This is a genomic window from Bradyrhizobium sp. ma5 (genome assembly GCF_042258955.1).
GTDB lineage: Bacteria > Pseudomonadota > Alphaproteobacteria > Rhizobiales > Xanthobacteraceae > Bradyrhizobium.
This window is the reverse complement of record NZ_CP170156.1, coordinates 8,121,940-8,139,351: the sequence shown is the minus strand read 5'-3', so window position 1 is coordinate 8,139,351 and position 17,412 is coordinate 8,121,940. Positions and strand designations below refer to the sequence as shown.

Sequence of the window (17,412 nt, the reverse complement as noted above, 5' to 3'; positions counted from 1 at the left end):
TCCCGCTTCGTTTGACGGGAAGGCTACTCCGGGCGCACGCGCTGTCAACGCTTCGCAGCTAGATGCGGGTCAGGCATTCCGCGCCATCAACCCGCCGTCGACAGGAATCACCGCGCCGGTCAGGAACGATGCGGCGGGCAGGCACAGGCTGAGCGTCATGTGCGCGACCTCTTCCGGATCGCCGTAACGCGCAAGCGCGGTGCGGCGCTTGGCGTAGATCGTCTTGTGCTCCTCGGAGATGCGGTCGGTGATGGCGGTGCGGATCGGGCCCGGGCAGATGCAGTTCACGGTGATGCCTTCGCGCCCCAGTTCCACCGCGAGCGAGCGGGTCAGGCTGGTGACGCCGCCCTTTGCCGCGGAGTAGGGGCTGTGCATCCCGGTGGCGCCGAGCGCCTCGGTCGAAGCGATGTTGACGATCCGCGGCGATCGCGACTTGCGCAGGTAGGGCAGTGCGGCGCGGATGATGCGCGGATGCGCCGTCAGCATCACCGCGATGCCCTTGGCCCAGGCGTCCTCGTAACCGGGATCGTCGATCGCCACGCGCACCGAGATGCCGGCATTGTTGACGATGATGTCGAGCCCGCCGAAATGCGCGGCGACATCGTTGACGACCCTGGTGATGGCATCGCGATCGCTGACGTCGAGCGTCCAGGCCTTTGCCGAGCCGCCGCTTGCTGCGATCTCCTTCGCTACCGCTTGCGTGCCTTCTTCGGTCAGGTCAGTGACCGCGACATTGGCGCCTTCATCGGCGAACACGCGCGCGGTGGCGCGGCCCATGCCGCTGGCGGCGCCGGTGACGAGAACGGTGAGGCCCTTCACCGAGCGGCTGAGTTGTTTGAATTCGGACACGACGGACCTCCCGTTGATTTTTTGTGGTGCGAGGCGGCAACGCTGGCACCGATCCGCAAAGACGTCAAACCACCGATCCGATATCGGCACGCGCGCAGCGCGTTAACGCAAGTTCTGCGTGGGCTTTTGCGTTGGCTTTTCGAAAGGGATCATGCTCAATCAAGAAAACAACACGGGAGAGGAACGCGATGAACGAGCTCGATTTCGGCGGCAAGCAGGTACTGGTGGTCGGAGGCTCCAGCGGCATCGGCAACGGCATCGCGCAGGCCTTCCGTGCCAAGGGCGCGCACGTTGCCGTGTACGGCACCCGCGCGCAGGCGAGCGACTATTCCGTGGAGGAAGGCTCGCATCTCGATGGCCTTGCCTATGCGCAGCTCGATGTCTCTGATCCGCAGGCGATCGAAAGCCTCACGCCGTCGTTCGATCGGCTCGACGTGCTGGTGCTGGCGCAGGGCGCAGTGATTTACCGCCGCGGGGAATTCCAGATGGAAGGTTTCCGCAAGGTGATGGAAGTCAATCTGATGAGCCTGATGGCCTGCGCCACCAAATTCCACGCGATGCTGAGCGCGAGCAGAGGATCGCTGATCATCGTGAGCTCGACCGCGGCCTATCATTCCACCATGGGCAATCCGGCCTACAACGCCTCGAAGACCGGCGCGGTCGGTCTGACCCGCACGCTCGGCGAGGCCTGGGCGGAGAACGGCATCCGCGTCAACGGCATCGCACCCGGCCTCGTCGACACCAAGATGACCAAGGCGACGACGGCGAATCCGAAGCGGCTCGAAGGCGCGCTCGAGCGCATTCCGCTGAAGCGTCTCGGTACACCCGCCGACATGGCCGGCGCCGCACTGTTCCTGGCCTCGCCGCTCGCCTCCTATGTCGTCGGCCAGACCATCATCGTCGATGGCGGGTTGATCCTTTAGCCGCAGGAACTTGTGCGAGGCTCGGCGGTTGGCTCCCTGACAGTTTCAGGGAGCAATCGTGATGGACAAGGATCGGATTTTCGGAACGGCGAAGGAATTTGCAGGCAAGGCCGAAGGCGCCGTCGGCGATGCGACCGGCGATGCACAGACCCAGGCGTCGGGCCGCGCGCGCGAGGCCGCAGGCGCGGTGCAGGATCTCTACGGCCAGGCCAAGGATGCCGCGCGCGACGCCGCCGACACCGCGGTCAACTATGCCAAGGACGCGTATGAGAATCGCGGCGAGACCGTTCGCAGCGGACAGAAGGCGATGGCGCAAACGGTGCAGGACAATCCACTCGGATCGCTCTTGATCGCCGGCGGCATCGGCTTTGCGCTGGCGCTCTTGATGACGCGCCAGCCGCGCCGTCCGCCGCCGCGCTGGCGGTATTACAACTGAGCTGCGTACGGCGGGTTAGCGATAGCGTAGCCCGCCGTCTCTCCGCGCATACGACGTCGGCGGGTTACGCTTCGCCTAACCCGCCCTACGATTTTGCCATGATCTGAACGCGCGCACCGCCTACTGCCAGGGATTCCCCGGCCCTGCGGCCCGCTGTCCGATGCTGCGCGGCGGCCGCGGCGGCGGTGCGACCAGCGGGCGCTGCTGTTGCGGCGCGCCGAAACCGAACAGGTCACGCAGCCAGGGCTGCGTCTGTGGCTGCTGTTGCGGCTGGGCCTGGGCCGGACGGAACACACGCTTTGGCGGCTTCGGCGCGGTGATGATCGAGCCGTCGGGTGCGATCGCCGTGGTCGAGGGCGGCGGATTGGCAGGGCCGCTTGCCGGTGCGGCCGGCGTGGTCGCGGCAACCGGCACGTCGCCCTTGGCCTGCTCGCGGCCCATCTCGCGGCGCGGCCAGGCGAAATCATCGGCGCGGCCGGCCGGCGGCGCCAAGGCCTCACCCTTCACCAGCGTGCGCGCGGCGAGCGCGTCGACCGCGGCAGGCCGCGAGCCGGGGCCGCCGAGCAACTGATCGGTCCCGACCGTGGAGGCGACCAGCGGCAGCACGGGGCCTGCCAGCGGGCGCGGCGGGGGCTTGCCAGGCTCGGTGCTGGTCTCGGGCGTTGCCGGTTCGCTCGGTAGCGCGATCGGGCCGGTGCGCACCGCGAGCAGGCGGGTTACCTCGCGCTCGACGTAGTGTGCGAGCTTGCGCGCGCCGGCCTTGGTGAAGAACACGCCGTCATCGGAGCGCAACTTGCGCGGCTGGCCTTCGAAGTCCGGGCCCTTCGGCATGAAGCGGCCCGCCTCGTCGACGAAGCCGTCCCAGACGTCGACATAGGTGATGCCGGCCTTGCCGGCGCCGTCGCGATAGAGCGCGTCGAGGAACAGCATGTCCGACGTGCCCTTCTGGCCGCGGATCGCGGGCAGGCCGACCCACAGCACCGGCACGCCCTTGCTCTTCAGCACGTTGATCAGCTCCTCGATCTTCTTGCCGTAGAGCTCGACCCAGCGGTCGTCGCGGAAATCATACAGGCCGTTGGGCGAGCGCGCGGTCTTTTCCGGCGCGGCCTGCGAGTCGGTGTCGGCGTCGTCGGCCGGCAGCTCGGCATCGGCCGGCTTGCTGTCGGTCTTGGCATCAGCCTTGCCGTCAATCTTACCATCGGTCTTGGCGGCGGTATCGGGCTTGTCGCCCGGCTTTGCGTCCGGCTTGCCGCGCGCGTCCTTCTTCTCGTCCTTCTTGTCGACCTTCTTCTCCGCGACAGGTTCGCGGATCGAGGTACGATCATTGAGGCCGAGCATCACGACGATGGCGTCGGGGTTCTCGGTGGCGAGAATGCTCTTGGCGGCCGCAGCCCAATCCGCCGGGTCGCCCTTGGGCTGATAGCGGATCAGGCCGGAGACCGTCTTGTGCTTGCGGATCACGCCCATGTCGGGCTGGTCGGAATAGGCATCTTCCAAACCGTAGGCGAGCCAGTCGGCCATGGCATCGCCGATCACCAGCACGTTGCGCTCGGCCGCGGCTTCGCGCTTGGCCGGCGGTGGCGCGCGGGAGAAATCCTCGCGTGGCCGCTGCGGCTGTGATGATTGCGGTTGCTGCTGGAATGGCGCGAAGAAATCGCCCCCGAACCAGCCGCCACCGCCGCCGCCATGCTGCGGCGGAGCGCGGCGCTGCGGTTGCGGCGGTCCGCCACCGAAGCCGGGGAAGCCGAAGAACTGCGCCGAGGCGGGCTCGGCAATGCCGATCAACAGCGCAAGCGCCACCGTCAGAGCGACCAGCGGACCGGCTTCGGTGAATAGGCGCAGGAAAGATTTCGGCTTCGCCATCGAGTTCGTCGCAATGATCAGGAAGTACGTGAGCATATTAGCGGAATCGGGCCGCAAGCGGGCAGCTTTTCCACCATAAATCGGGTGCCCCCGGCCGCCGTCAAGGCAGGCGGCAAATATCGGATTTCACGGTTACTTCGGGCGGGATCCGCCGAAACTCGCCCCGCTACCGCCCGCGCAGCCGCTCCAGCACCTCTGATGTGGCAAAGCCGTCGGCCGGTGCGCCGATCGAGACCTGGAAGCCGCGCAGCGCCTCGCGGGTCTGGCCGCCGAACTGGCCATCGGGCGTGCCCTTGTAGAAGCCGCGCTGGGCGAGCAACTGCTGCAGTTCCAGCCGTTCGGCGCGGGACAGCACCCGTTCCTGGCGCGGCCAGGGCTGCACGAAGGGCTGGCCGCCGCGCAGGCGATCGGCGAAATGGCCGATCGCGAGCGCATAGGCCTCGGCCGGGTTGTATTTCATGATCACCCGGAAATTCTGCAGCATCAGGAAGCCTGGACCTTCGGCACCGGCGGGCGCCAGCAGATAGGCCTTGTCGGACGGCCGCGGGAATTGCTGGCCGCCCGGCCTCTTGACGCCGAGTTGCTCCCATTGCGACAGCGGCATCGCCTTGGCGCGGTCGGCCAGCATGTAGTTCAGGCCTTGCGGCAGCACCACCTCGTAGCCCCAGCTTGCGCCGGTCTGCCAGCCGTCCTTCTTCAGATTGTTGGCGGTGGAGGCGATCAGGTCGCTCGGATCGTCGACGACGTCGCGGCGGCCGTCGCCATCGCCGTCGACCGCATAGCGCTTGAACGCGGTCGGCATGAACTGGGTCGGGCCGAACGCGCCGGCCCAGGAGCCGCGCATCTGTTCGGGCTTGAGATCGCCACGGTTGAGAATTTCCAGCGCCGACAGGAACTCGTCCTTGAAATAGGCCTGGCGCCGGCCGATGCAGGCGAGCGTCGCGGTCGACTGCACCACGCTGCGGTCGCCCATCTGGGTCGAGTAGTTCGACTCGATGCCCCAGATCGCTGCGATGATGTAGCGATCGACGCCATAGGCCTTCTCGGTCGCGTCGAACTGCGACTTGTATTTCGCAAGGGTCTCGCGGCCCTTGGCGAGCCTGGCGTCGCTCACAAGGATATCGAGATAGTCCCAGATCGCCTTGGTGAATTCCGGCTGCGAATCCAGGAGATCCATGATGCGCAGGTCGGGCGTGAGGCCCGCGGTGAAGCGCTCGAAGTTCTGCTGGGTGATGTTGCGCCGTGCCGCATCCGGCCACATCGCCGCGACGCAGTTCGGGAAGTCGGACGCGGCCTGGCGGATCGCGGCGGCCGTCATCAAGGGATGGCCGGAGGCGCCGTCTTCCCCGCTCCAGGGCGGCGCCGCACCATCCTGTCCGGTTGCCGCCTGCGGCGGTGTCGCGGCGTTCGGGGAGAAGATACTGTCGATCAGGTTGGTCAGGCCGTTGCCGGCCGATTGCGCTTGCGTCGCACCCGGCAGCAGCAGGGCCAGCGCGATCAGGCTCGCGCTGCAAAGCCTGGTCCTTGGTGTTCCGGTCGCGCGCATCTGTCGTGTGCCTGTCAAAATCGTGCCGCCTCAGAAGGCCCCGTCACGGTTTCCAATAGCTTAACAAAGGGCAGCATTTGGGGCGTGACGAAATCGCGCGACAGTTTGGGCCGGGACAAATTGTCCGGTGTCGTCAATCGGCTTTCGAGTCCCTGAGACCAGCCAAGACGGCTTCGGCGTTCTCAAAGCAGTCACCGCCCGGCGGCGTGGCTTCGATCCTGGCGATCACGGCCTCCAGCCCGGCCTGGGTTTCAGCCAGTCGATGCCGCAAGGCGGCAACTTCGACCACCTTGGTCTTGAGCGCGGCCACCAGCGTGTCGCGGCTCCAGTCTCCCTTGCCGTGCGGCGGCAGCAGATTCCGGATCTCGTCGAGCGAAAATCCGGCCTGCTGGGCCATCACGATGATTTCGAGGACCTGCCTGGTTCCGCGCGAATACCGCCGATAGCCATTCAAGCCGCGATCGATCGACCCGATCAGGCCCTCGCGCTCATAGAAGCGGATGCGCGACGGCGCGAGGCCGGACTCCCGAGCCAGTTCCCCGATCTTCACTGCGGTGCTCCTTGCGCCTTGACCTTAAAGTTTACTTTAAGGTTAGGGTGTGCGCAGATCAACAAGGAACTCGATAAGGAACCTGTTCATGTCGCCGTTCGATTCACTCACTTTGCCCAACGGGACCAGCGTTCCCAACCGTATCGCCAAGGCGGCGATGGAGGAGAACATGGCTGACGCCGGGCATCTCCCGTCGGCCGAGCTGCTGCGCCTCTATCAGGCCTGGGCCGACGGCGGCGCCGGCCTCATCATAACAGGCAATGTCATGATCGATCGCCGCGCCATGACCGGCCCGGGTGGCGTCGTGCTGGAGGACGGCACGCCGCTTGAAGCGTTCCGAGACTGGGCGCGGATCGGCCGGGCCAGGGGCGCGCAAATCTGGCTGCAGCTCAGCCATCCTGGCCGGCAGATGCTGAAGAACATGGGCCAGCCAACCCTGGCGCCATCGGCGGTGGCGCTTGATCTCGGCAAGCATTCGAACCTGTTTGCGACGCCCAAAGCGATGACCGAGCATGACATTGACGAGGTGATCGCGCGCTTCGTCGCGGCCGCGAAGCTCGCAGAGCTGGCCGGCTTCTCCGGCGTGCAGATCCATGCCGCGCATGGCTATCTGATCAGCCAGTTCCTGTCGCCCTTGAGCAACCGGCGCACCGACCGCTGGGGCGGACCGCTGCAAAACCGGGCGCGACTGTTGATCGAAACCGTCAAGGCCGTCCGCGCCGCGGTGTCGCCGGGCTTCTCGATCGCGGTCAAACTGAACTCGGCCGATTTCCAGCGCGGCGGCTTCGATGCAGCCGATGCGAAGACGGTCGTCGAGATGCTGAACGAATTGCCGGTGGATCTGGTGGAACTGTCGGGCGGCAGCTACGAGGCGCCGGCGATGCAAGGCGATGCGCGCGATGGCCGCACGCTGGCGCGCGAGGCCTATTTCCTCGACTTCGCGCGCGAGATCGCAGGGGTCGCCGGGATGCCGGTGATGGTCACCGGTGGTATTCGCCGCATCGGCATCGTGCAACAGGTGCTCGACAGCGGCGTCGCCATTGCGGGTATCGCCACCGCGCTTGCGATCAGGCCGGATTTGCCGAATGCGTGGCGCCGTGGCGAGGATCTGCGGCCAGAAGTCGCGCCGATCCGCTGGAAGAGCAAGCCGATCGCCTCGCTTGCCGCCATGGCCGTCGTGAAATTCCAGCTGCTGCGGTTGAGCCGGGGCCGCACGGCCAATCCGAACGTTTCGCCGTTGAAGGCGTTGGTTCTCGCCCAATTGCGCACGGCGTCGCTCACCCGCAAATATCGCCGCTGGATCGTGTCATCTGCCAATGCGACGGCTGCGTCTCGCGGCGCGTCGGTTTTGTCACGCACGAACGCGCGGGCTATCGGGATGCCTCGGTAGGCCGGCAGCTCAAAATGCTTGGGCGGACAAGGCGGATTGGTGCGCATCACACATCCGCCTTTGTTCTCGGCTGCAAAACGGGTACCAAGGAGCGATTAGATTCCGCGCCGCCGTCCCACCCGATTTCAAGGCCTCCGATAATCCCATGAAGATCCGCAAAGCCGTATTTCCCGTCGCCGGTCTCGGCACCCGCGTGCTGCCCGCCACCAAGGCAATGCCGAAGGAGATGCTGACGATCGTCGACAAGCCGTTGATCCAGTATGTGGTCGACGAAGCGCGAGAAGCCGGCATCGAGCACTTCGTGTTCGTCACCGGCCGCAACAAGGGCGTCATCGAGGATCATTTCGACCGCATGTTCGAGCTCGACACCACGCTCGCGCAGCGCGGCAAGAAGACCGAACAGGACATCCTGGCGCAGAACCAGCCCGAAGCCGGCGCGATGAGCTTCACCCGGCAGCAATCGCCGCTCGGGCTCGGCCATGCGGTGTGGTGCGCGCGCGACATCGTCGGCAACGAGCCGTTCGCGGTGGTGCTGCCGGACGAGCTGGTGCTGAACACGCCGGGCTGCCTGAAGCAGATGATCGATGCCGCCAACAAGCTCGGCGAGAAGTCGAACGTGATCGCGGTCGAGGCCGTGCCCGACGAGCTCACCCATCAATACGGCATCTGCGGCGTAGGAAAGCGCACCGGCAACATCTTCGAGGTCGACGGCATGGTCGAGAAGCCGCCGCAGGGCACCGCGCCGTCGAACCTGTCGATCACCGGGCGCTACATCCTGCAGCCGGAGATCTTCAACATCCTGACCACGCAGGAGCGCGGCGCCGGCGGCGAGATCCAGCTCACCGACGCGATGATCGGCCTTGCCAGGACGCAGAAGTTCTACGGCGTCGAGTTCGAGGGCGAGCGCCACGATTGCGGCTCCAAGCCCGGCTTCCTCCGCGCCAACATCGCCTTCGGCCTCAAGCGCCCCGAACTGCGCGACGGCCTGATCGCCGAGATGAAGAAGTATCTGGAGAAGTAGGGGCGCGGCTCTCCGCACCTTGTCATTCCGGGGCGCGCGAAGCGAGAGCCCGGAATCCATTCCACCACCTGTTCTGTAGCTTGATGGATTCCGGGCTCGCGCCAAGAGGCGCGCCCCGGAATGACGGAGAGGGACGCGACAAATACGATGTCGTCCCGGCGAAGGCCGGGACCCATAAATGCTGATTGTTGCGCGATGTCGGAACGACGAGTCCCGATCACGACCTCTGCCGCGGCGTATGGGTCCCGGCCTGCGCCGGGACGACGGTTGTGGTTGCGGCGGGACGTGGCGTCAAACGCGGAATGCAGTCCTTCTTCGCCACCGAACCAATCACGCCACCTTCCTTCGCCCTGCACGCTTCGTGTCCTTCGCCCCATCCGCCTTCGGCGCACGTAGCTCCCGGGCGGCGAGGCTCACCACCTCGGCGATTTGCTGCAGCTGCGCGGCGAGTGGGCTGGTCTTGCGCCAGACCATGCCGATGGTGCGCGAGGGCTGCGGGTTCTTGAAGCGCGAGACCGTGACGGGCGCCGAGCGCGTCTCCACCGTCACCGCCATCTCGGGGATCAGGGTGACGCCGATGCCGGCGCCGACCATCTGCACCAATGTCGACAGCGAGCTCGCATCCAGCACCTCGCGCGGCGGCGAGGACGATTGCATGTTGCAGAACGACAGCGCCTGGTCGCGGAAGCAATGGCCTTCCTCGAGCAGCAACAGCCGCATCTCGCGCAGCATCTCGGCGCTCGGCACCGGAGTCTTGGCATCCTCGCCCGGCCGCACCAGCAGGAAATTCTCGGAGAACAGCGCAACCTCGGTCAGCGACGGTTCATGCACCGGCAGTGCCACGATCGCGGTGTCGAGCCGGCCCTCGGCGACTGCCTTGATCAGCTTCGGCGTCAGCGTCTCGCGGACATGGATGTCGAGTTCGGGATGCAGCCGCGCCAGCGTCTCGATCACCCGCGGCAGCAGATATGGCGCAATGGTCGGGATCATGCCGACGCGCAGGCGGCCGGCAAGCTTGTCGCGCGAGGCGCGTGCGAAGTCGCCGAGCTCGTCGACGGAGCGCAGGATGTCGCGCACGCGATGCAGCAGATCTTCGCCGAAGGTCGTCAGGGTGACCTGTCGGGCATTGCGTTCGATCAGCACGCCGCCGACCGCCCGTTCCAGCTCGCGGATCTGCATCGACAGCGCCGGCTGCGACACCGCGCAGGCATCCGCGGCGCGCCCGAAATGCCCGTGCTGGGCCAGCGCATCGAAATACCTCAGTTGCCGGAGTGTGACATTTATCATCAGATTATCTTATCGAGGCGATCACTAAAGTCAATTTCACCTGATGGATTGGGGCGCGTAGAATCGTTCTTGGAAGAGCTCCAGCGCATTCCAGAATCCATCACCTCGGAGAAGAAACATGGACGCAAAAACCGACGACGGCGCGGGCAAATGCCCATTCACGGGCGGGCCCCGCGGGCACGCGAATCGCGACTGGTGGCCGGAGACGCTCGACGTTCAGGTGCTGCATCACAATTCCAACCTGTCCGATCCGATGGGCAAGGGCTTCGACTACGCGAAGGAATTCAAGTCGCTCGATCTCAACGCCGTGATCAAGGACCTCACGGCCCTGATGACGACGTCGCAGGAATGGTGGCCGGCCGACTTCGGCCACTACGGCGGTCTGATGATCCGCATGGCCTGGCACTCGGCGGGTACCTATCGCATCACCGACGGCCGCGGCGGCGCCGGTGCCGGTCAGCAGCGTTTCGCCCCGCTCAACAGCTGGCCCGACAACGCCAACCTCGACAAGGCGCGCCGGCTGCTGTGGCCGATCAAGCAGAAATACGGCCGCAAGATCTCCTGGGCCGACCTGATGGTCCTCGCCGGCAACGTCGCGCTGGAATCGATGGGCTTCAAGACCTTCGGTTTTGCGGGTGGCCGCGCCGACGTGTGGGAGCCGGAAGAGCTGTACTGGGGTCCGGAGGGCACCTGGCTTGGCGACGAGCGCTACAGCGGCGAGCGTCAGCTCTCCGAGCCGCTCGGCGCGGTGCAGATGGGCCTGATCTACGTCAACCCGGAAGGCCCGAACGGCAATCCGGACCCGGTCGCTGCCGCGAAGGACATCCGCGAGACGTTCTTCCGCATGGCGATGAACGACGAGGAGACGGTTGCGTTGATCGCCGGTGGTCACACCTTCGGCAAGACCCACGGTGCGGGCGACCCGTCGCTGATCGGGCCGGAGCCGGAAGGCGGCGCGATCGAGGAACAGGGCCTCGGCTGGAAGAGCAAGCACGGCACCGGCGTCGGCGCTGACGCGATCACCGGCGGTCCCGAGGTCACCTGGACCCAGACTCCGACCAAGTGGAGCAACCACTTCTTCGAGAACCTGTTCAAGTACGAATGGGAGCTGACGAAGAGCCCGGCGGGTGCGAAGCAGTGGAAGGCGAAAGGCGCGGCGGCAGATATTCCGGACGCGTTCGATCCGTCGAAGAAGCATGTCCCGACCATGCTGACCACCGACCTGTCGCTGCGCTTCGATCCGGCCTACGAGAAGATCTCGCGCCGGTTCTACGAGCATCCGGATCAGTTCGCGGACGCCTTCGCCCGCGCCTGGTTCAAGCTCACGCACCGCGACATGGGTCCGATCCAGCGTTACCTCGGCCCGCTGGTGCCGAAGGAGACGCTGATCTGGCAGGACCCGGTGCCGGCGCTCGATCACGCCGTGATCGACGACAAGGATATCGAGGCGCTCAAGGCGAAGATAACAGCCTCGGGTCTTTCGGTGTCCGAACTGGTGTCGACCGCGTGGGCCTCGGCCTCCACGTTCCGCGGCTCCGACAAGCGCGGCGGCGCCAACGGTGCGCGCATCCGCCTTGCTCCGCAGAAGGACTGGGATGTCAACGAGCCGGCCCAGCTCAAGGGCGTGCTGGCTAAGCTCGAAGCCATCCAGAAGGAGTTCGGCAAGAAGGTCTCGCTGGCCGATCTCATCGTGCTCGGCGGCGCGGCTGCGATCGAGAAGGCGGCGAAGGACGGCGGCACCAATGTGAAGGTCCCCTTCACGCCGGGCCGCACCGATGCGACGCAGGATCAGACCGACGTCGAATCGTTCGCTCCGCTCGAGCCGCGGGCTGACGGCTTCCGCAACTACATCAGCGGCAAGCATCAGTTCCTGCAGCCCGAGGAGGCATTGGTCGACCGTGCGCAGCTCCTGCGGCTGACCGGACCGGAATTGACGGTCCTGGTCGGCGGCCTGCGCGTGCTCGGCGCCAACGCCAAGAAGTCGAAGCACGGCGTCTTCACCGGCAAGCCGGGGACGCTGACCAACGACTTCTTCCTCAACCTGCTCGACATGGGCACGGTGTGGAGCGATGCCGGCCAGGGCGTCTATGAGGGTCGCGACCGCAAGACCAAGGCGGTGAAGTGGACCGGCACCCGCGCCGACCTGATCTTCGGCTCGCACTCGCAGCTGCGCGCGTTTGCCGAGGTGTACGGCTCGTCGGATGCCAAGGAGCAGTTCGTGAACGACTTCGTCGCGGCCTGGGCCAAGGTGATGAACGCCGATCGCTTCGATCTCGCGAAGTAAGCGGCCGGTACCTAACGGCAATCAGTACAGGGCGGCGCTTCGGCGCCGCCCTGTTTCATTTCGGGGATGCAATTTGGAAGACGGAAGGCTTGTCGCAGCCTTGCTCAGTCGTGCAGCTTCATGTCGCGGATCATCTCCTCGAACTCCGCCTGCGTCGGAATCGCCGGCGGCGATTGCGGTGCGTTGCTCATCACGACGGGAGCATCGCACTGCGAAGCGCCGCGCGAAGGCTCGAAGATCGCGGTCAGGCTCGCCCAGCACACCAGGAGAGCCACGATCCAGTCCAGTACGTTGGATGCCGTCATTGCAGCACCAGCATCAGCATTTCCATGCGCCGATGGTGCAGCCGGCGCGACGCTTGCGCAATTCGGAAGCTACGAAACGTGACTTCGCCGTGGCCGAGGGGAGTGTGCCGAAGGCTGGACGCTATCCGGTCCGTGCCCGGCGCCCCTCGATCGGATAGGCGGGATCGTTGAAGCCCGGCGTCGAGGGATGGCCGGCGACGACGAGGCGGTCGATCAGGGCTTCGTCCTCGGAGGTGAAGCGATAATCGAGCGCGCGGATGTAGTCGTCCCATTGCGCTTCGGTGCGTGGGCCCGCGATGACCGCGCTGACGAACGACGAGTTCAGCACCCAGGACACCGCGAACTGCCCGGCGGTGACGCCGCGGCTCTCGGCGTGGCGCTTGATCTCCTGCGCGAGCTGTAGCGATTCCGGCCGCCACTCGGTCTGCATCATGCGCTTGTCGTTGCGGCCGGCGCGGGTGTCGGCGGGCGGCGCGGCATCGGGTGCGTATTTGCCGGTCAGCACGCCGCGTGCCAGCGGGCTATAGGGCACGATGCCGAGGCCGTAATAGGCGCAGGCCGGGAAATGCTCGACCTCCGGCATCCGGTTCATCGCATTGTAATAGGGCTGGCTCGCGACGGGACGGTCGATGCCGAGCCGGTCGCAGATGTTGCAGATCTCGGCGACGCGCCAGGCGCGGTAGTTGGAGACGCCGAAATAGCGCACCTTGCCGGCGCGGATCAGGTCGCCCATCGCGCGCACCGTCTCGTCGAGCGGCGTGGTGTGGTCTTCCTTGTGCAGATAGTAGACGTCGATGTAGTCGGTGCCGAGCCGCCTCAAACTCTCGTCGGCGGCCTGCAACACCCAGCGCCGCGACAGCCCGCCATGGTTCGGATCGTCGCCGATCGGGTTGGCGAGTTTGGTCGCAAGCACCCAGTTCGACCTGTTGTTGGAGATCGCGCGGCCCACGACCTCCTCGGACTTGCCGCCATTATAGGCGTCGGCGCTGTCGATGAAGTTGATGCCGGCCTCGCGCGCCTTGGCCACGATCCGCGACGAGGTCGCCTCATCGGTCGGTCCGCCGAACATCATGGTGCCGAGGCAGATCGGCGAGACCTTCAGGCCGCTGCGGCCAAGCTGGCGATATTGCATCGGGCACTTCCTCCGGTGTGACGGGGATCAACTCTCGTTCTTCAGGATCTTGAACACGCCGTTGGCCATCGCGACACAGCGCTTGTCGACGGTCACCTCGGCGGTGATGAAGATCAGGCTGCGGGTCGAGCGTACCACACGGGGGCGCGTGGTCAGGATCTCGCCGATCTTGCCGGCCTCGACGAAATGGGTGTCGAGCTGCACCGTCGCAAGCGTCGGCTTGCCCGAGACGAAGCGTGCGGCCATGCCGCAGGCGCGGTCCGCAAAGGTCATGATCACGCCGCCTTGCACGAGGCCGCGGCGGTTGTGGTGCTTGTCCTCGGTGATCAGCGCGAGCTCGAGTGCGCCGTCCTTCAACCGCTCCCACAATGGGCCGATCAGCGTCAGGAAACCCGTGGTGTCGGCGATCTTCCAGCCGTCGGATTTGAGTTTGTCCGCGGCCTTGGCCGTCATGAGGAGGGATCCCTTGCTTGCAGATGATTGATCGCAGGAGGCATGTCGTTCCGCTCATTTCATCAAACGCTGTTGTGTTGTAGTCAAGCTCAATGGCCCGCACATTTGACGATGCCACCCGGCGGAATATCGCAGAGCTCTGTGCCGCATTCGCGCGCCTGGCGCCGGCGGACGCCGCGCCGACGCTGAAGCGCGCGGCGGTCGCGATCGCACTGACCGAAGGCGACGACGGCAGCGGCACCGCCTTCCTGCTGACGCGCCGCAGCGCGCGCTTGCGCGCCCACAGCGCGCAATGGGCGCTGCCGGGCGGGCGCTGCGATGCCGGCGAGACACAATCCCAGGCCGCGCTGCGCGAACTGCACGAGGAGCTTGGGCTGGCGCTGTCCGAGCGCGACGTGCTCGGCATGCTCGACGACTATCCGACGCGCTCCGGCTATCTGATCACGCCGGTCGTGGTCTGGGCGGGCGCGCAAGCGGCGATCACGCCGAACCCGGACGAGGTCGCCTCCGTCCACCGCATCGGTCTCGACGCGGTCGAGCGAGAAGATGCATTCAGCTTCGTCACGATCCCCGAGAGCGCGCGTCGCGTGATCCGCTTCCGGCTCGGCGGCCAGCAAATTCATGCGCCGACCGCCGCGCTGATCTATCAGTTCCGTGAGGTGCTCGCCGGCCGCAACACCCGCGTCGCTGATCTCGAGCAGCCGGTGTTCGCATGGAAGTAGGCCGCAACGATGCGGCTATTTGTGACGCCGCTTGCGGGCGTTCATCTTCATTACCTTGCCTTGTGTAACAGGCGAATGCGCGGCCCTCTCGGGTTCCGGCGGCGCTCGCGACACATTCTCGTAACACGAGAGCCGTGAACGGGTATCCGGAAACGACCCGCAATCCGGACGCTCGGCGTGCGCAGGTGCGGCGAGCGTCAAAGTGCCAGCGGCGGCGAGCCAGAGTGCCATCCTCATCGCAATCTCCAAGGCGTTCCCGGGAAGCACATTCTTCGGAGAACACCGCATTGTGGCGAAAATTCTGGACCTGATCGCGGCATCCGGCCGCTTTCGCTCCGGACATTTCCGGGCTGACTTCGCGGTGGCGCTTGCTACAACGAGGCCATGCGCCCGCAATTGATTCGCCTCGTTCCTGGATTTGTCGCGCTCGCGCTCGCCGCCAGCGCGCCGTCTGTATTGGCCGGCGAGGCCGATGCGTTGCCACCGTCCGTCGCCAATGCGATGGCGCAGGCCTCGCCGCAGGCGATCATGGAATATCGCCGCAAGCTGCAGGAATATCAGGCGGCGCGCGACGCCTTCGAGCAGGATGCCAGCGCCTATTGGAGCGCGATCGCCGACAAGCGGCGTGGCCGCAACGCCAAGCGCCGCGACCGCGTGCAGATCACGCTGGACGATTACGTGCTGCAACAGCCGCCGGTCTATGAGGGCCCGAAGCGTCCGGTCAATCCGGCGCCGGAAGAAGAGGGCGGCAAGCCGCCGCGTCCGCCCAAAACGATCCCCGTGGTCTCGGATCTCGTCAGGGCGGCGGCCGAACAATTCCAGTTCACGCCGCAGCGGCCGTCGAGCGAGGTCGAGTTCAAGCGCGCCTATGCCCGCTACGCGCGCGCGGCGGGGCTGACGCCGGAGCAGGCGGTGCGGGTCTATTCGTTCGAAACGGGCGGCACCGGCAATTACGACGTGCAGGCGGGCATCGAGCATGGCGGCAAGCGCGCCATCTCCACGGCGATGGGCTACAACCAGCTGCTCACCACCAACACCGTCGAACTCCTGGCCGAGCAGGGCCATGAATTCGTGCGGGATCTGACCGCGCGGGTTGCGGCGACGCAGGGGCCGGCGCGCAAGGCCATGGAGCACAAGCTCGCGGTGCTGAAGAAGATGGTCGCGTTCACGCTGACCGTGCCCGACGACTGGTCGGCGCATCAACGCCTCGCCGATACACCGCAGGGCTGGGCCTGCCACGCCATGGTGCTCGATATCGATATCGGCCCGATGCTGCAGACCCACAAGCTGCTGACCTCGGTGATCTTCGCCCGTAACAAGGGCTACACAAGGCCGCTGACGGCGGCCGAGCTCGAGATGATGAACCTGACCGGTGACGGCACCGGCCTCGACATGGTGACCATGCCGCAGGCGATGCGCGAGCAGGTGCCGACCACGAATTTCTTCCAGCGCTCAGGCTACGAACGCAATCCGGTCGCGATCCGTCACAACACCGTGGCCAAGTTGCTCGCCATCACCAACGAACGGATGGATTTCAACAGCAACAAGCCCGGCGCCCGGGAATTGGCCGCGGCGTTCTGAGGTCTGCCGAAGACGCAGAGCTTGACGCGTTTTCTTCACGCGAACCGGCGTCCACTTCGCTCGAAAACGCTCTAATTCGAGCCGAACATGAACTTGCCGTCGCCTTCGAGATAAGGCCCGGAGCGCATGTAGAGCTGGCCGTTGTGGCCGATGAAGAACAGCGTCCCCTTCGGCACCTTCTTGGCGCCCTTCAGCAGCGTGTTGGCATTGCTGGTCCCCATCTTGTAGGCCCAGGTCTTGCCGTCCTTGTCATAGGCGTAGCCCATGTCGGTCTTCAGCTCCCAGGGCGCAGCCTCCTGCGCGAATGCGCATGTCGTCAGTGCGGCAACCGCCGCAGTCGCAATAAAGGTCTTGGTCAAAAAATGCGTCATGATCCACCTCCGGCCGAAAAAACGGCGTCGTCCCCACGTTTTTGAACAAATCACGAACGGCATTCGCGCGTCAATACGACAATCGGCGCGACCGCTATCGTAGATCACTGACTTTGTGATTTCCCGCATCAAGCTTGGCGACTATCTTCGCGTTACCGTTTACAAACGCTTCGATTGCCGGAAACACTACCTGGGGATGATCGGGATGAACCACGTCATGAAGATCGGTATCGGTGTCGCGCTGTCGTTCATGGCGCTGGCGTCAGTCGCGCAGGCGGACGAGTTCAAGCTCTCCAACAACCAGCGGATCTCCTGCAGCCGCGGCCTGTCGGCCGGCAAGCTCAACACCGCGACCTGCAAGTCCTACGCCTATCTGTTCAACGCCAAGACCTCCGAATACTTCCGCTGCCAGGTTTCGCTGGCGCTGACGCGGGACAACAAGGAGGTCATCAACGTCCAGGCCGACGGCGGCTGCACCAAGAAGCCCCGCATCTTCGAGACCGACGGCAATTACACGTTCGACGCCACCGAGACCGAGCCGCCGAACACCAATTCGTTCTTCGGTCCGGGCGGCTATGCGATCTGGGCCAGCGATGCCAACACCCAAAAGATCCGCGGCTGCATCACCATCTCGTCCGGTCTCGGCTCCGACATCTCGAAATGCCTCGACATGACGTTTCAGTGACGGCTGTGCGGGCG

17 protein-coding genes are annotated in these 17,412 nt (G+C 65.5%); 8 read left to right on the top strand and 9 right to left on the bottom strand.

Annotation, left to right across the window (positions count from 1 at the left end; all coding sequences use genetic code 11):
• Positions 1-69: 69 nt before the first annotated feature.
• Positions 70-849, bottom strand: coding sequence for an SDR family NAD(P)-dependent oxidoreductase (locus tag ACE103_RS38465; protein WP_223966639.1), 780 nt, complete (start codon positions 847-849; stop codon positions 70-72).
• Between the two features lie 188 nt (positions 850-1,037).
• On the opposite strand from ACE103_RS38465, the gene ACE103_RS38460 reads away from it, so the two are divergent.
• Positions 1,038-1,772, top strand: a complete 735-nt coding sequence (locus ACE103_RS38460) for an SDR family NAD(P)-dependent oxidoreductase (protein WP_375777230.1) — start codon at positions 1,038-1,040, stop codon at positions 1,770-1,772.
• A 61-nt stretch (positions 1,773-1,833) separates the two neighbouring features.
• The gene (locus tag ACE103_RS38455) at positions 1,834-2,208 is read left to right on the top strand and encodes a CsbD family protein (protein ID WP_375777229.1); all 375 of its coding nucleotides are present in this window, start codon (positions 1,834-1,836) and stop codon (positions 2,206-2,208) included.
• A 120-nt stretch (positions 2,209-2,328) separates the two neighbouring features.
• On the opposite strand, the gene ACE103_RS38450 is transcribed toward ACE103_RS38455, so the two are convergent.
• From ACE103_RS38450 to ACE103_RS38440, 3 genes are all read right to left on the bottom strand, one after another.
• Complete coding sequence (locus tag ACE103_RS38450; RefSeq protein WP_375781265.1) at positions 2,329-4,071, bottom strand: SGNH family hydrolase; 1,743 nt, start codon at positions 4,069-4,071, stop codon at positions 2,329-2,331.
• 166 nt (positions 4,072-4,237) lie between these two features.
• Positions 4,238-5,617: a lytic murein transglycosylase gene (locus tag ACE103_RS38445; RefSeq protein ID WP_375777228.1), complete on the bottom strand. Its 1,380-nt coding sequence runs from the start codon at positions 5,615-5,617 to the stop codon at positions 4,238-4,240.
• 133 nt (positions 5,618-5,750) lie between these two features.
• Positions 5,751-6,167, bottom strand: a complete 417-nt coding sequence (locus ACE103_RS38440; protein ID WP_375777227.1) for a MerR family transcriptional regulator — start codon at positions 6,165-6,167, stop codon at positions 5,751-5,753.
• Between the two features lie 88 nt (positions 6,168-6,255).
• On the opposite strand from ACE103_RS38440, the gene ACE103_RS38435 reads away from it, so the two are divergent.
• Both ACE103_RS38435 and galU read left to right on the top strand, forming a co-directional pair.
• Positions 6,256-7,557: an NADH:flavin oxidoreductase/NADH oxidase family protein gene (locus ACE103_RS38435; RefSeq protein ID WP_375777226.1), complete on the top strand. Its 1,302-nt coding sequence runs from the start codon at positions 6,256-6,258 to the stop codon at positions 7,555-7,557.
• Between the two features lie 145 nt (positions 7,558-7,702).
• Positions 7,703-8,578: a UTP--glucose-1-phosphate uridylyltransferase GalU gene (gene galU, locus ACE103_RS38430; RefSeq protein WP_375777225.1), complete on the top strand. Its 876-nt coding sequence runs from the start codon at positions 7,703-7,705 to the stop codon at positions 8,576-8,578.
• A gap of 330 nt (positions 8,579-8,908) precedes the next feature.
• On the opposite strand, the gene ACE103_RS38425 is transcribed toward galU, so the two are convergent.
• The gene (locus ACE103_RS38425) at positions 8,909-9,865 is read right to left on the bottom strand and encodes a LysR substrate-binding domain-containing protein (RefSeq protein WP_223966654.1); all 957 of its coding nucleotides are present in this window, start codon (positions 9,863-9,865) and stop codon (positions 8,909-8,911) included.
• Positions 9,866-9,983: 118 nt separating this feature from the next.
• On the opposite strand from ACE103_RS38425, the gene katG reads away from it, so the two are divergent.
• On the top strand, positions 9,984-12,149 hold the full coding sequence (gene katG, locus ACE103_RS38420; RefSeq protein ID WP_375777224.1) for a catalase/peroxidase HPI: 2,166 nt from the start codon (positions 9,984-9,986) through the stop codon (positions 12,147-12,149).
• Between the two features lie 104 nt (positions 12,150-12,253).
• Here katG and ACE103_RS38415 read toward each other — a convergent pair whose 3' ends face one another.
• From ACE103_RS38415 to ACE103_RS38405, 3 genes are all read right to left on the bottom strand, one after another.
• The gene (locus ACE103_RS38415; protein ID WP_223966658.1) at positions 12,254-12,454 is read right to left on the bottom strand and encodes a hypothetical protein; all 201 of its coding nucleotides are present in this window, start codon (positions 12,452-12,454) and stop codon (positions 12,254-12,256) included.
• Positions 12,455-12,575: 121 nt separating this feature from the next.
• On the bottom strand, positions 12,576-13,586 hold the full coding sequence (locus ACE103_RS38410; RefSeq protein ID WP_375777223.1) for an aldo/keto reductase: 1,011 nt from the start codon (positions 13,584-13,586) through the stop codon (positions 12,576-12,578).
• A 27-nt stretch (positions 13,587-13,613) separates the two neighbouring features.
• Positions 13,614-14,039, bottom strand: coding sequence for a PaaI family thioesterase (locus ACE103_RS38405; RefSeq protein ID WP_050405556.1), 426 nt, complete (start codon positions 14,037-14,039; stop codon positions 13,614-13,616).
• Between the two features lie 92 nt (positions 14,040-14,131).
• Here ACE103_RS38405 and ACE103_RS38400 point away from each other — a divergent pair, with 92 nt between their 5' ends.
• Entirely contained in the window at positions 14,132-14,761 is a 630-nt protein-coding gene (locus ACE103_RS38400) for an NUDIX hydrolase (protein ID WP_375777222.1), read from the top strand.
• A 384-nt stretch (positions 14,762-15,145) separates the two neighbouring features.
• Entirely contained in the window at positions 15,146-16,342 is a 1,197-nt protein-coding gene (locus ACE103_RS38395; protein ID WP_375777221.1) for a hypothetical protein, read from the top strand.
• Positions 16,343-16,413: 71 nt separating this feature from the next.
• On the opposite strand, the gene ACE103_RS38390 is transcribed toward ACE103_RS38395, so the two are convergent.
• Entirely contained in the window at positions 16,414-16,713 is a 300-nt protein-coding gene (locus tag ACE103_RS38390) for a hypothetical protein (RefSeq protein ID WP_223966662.1), read from the bottom strand.
• 205 nt (positions 16,714-16,918) lie between these two features.
• On the opposite strand from ACE103_RS38390, the gene ACE103_RS38385 reads away from it, so the two are divergent.
• Positions 16,919-17,398 (top strand): hypothetical protein, encoded by a 480-nt coding sequence (locus tag ACE103_RS38385; RefSeq protein ID WP_223966664.1) that lies wholly within the window; start codon positions 16,919-16,921, stop codon positions 17,396-17,398.
• Positions 17,399-17,412 lie beyond the last annotated feature (14 nt).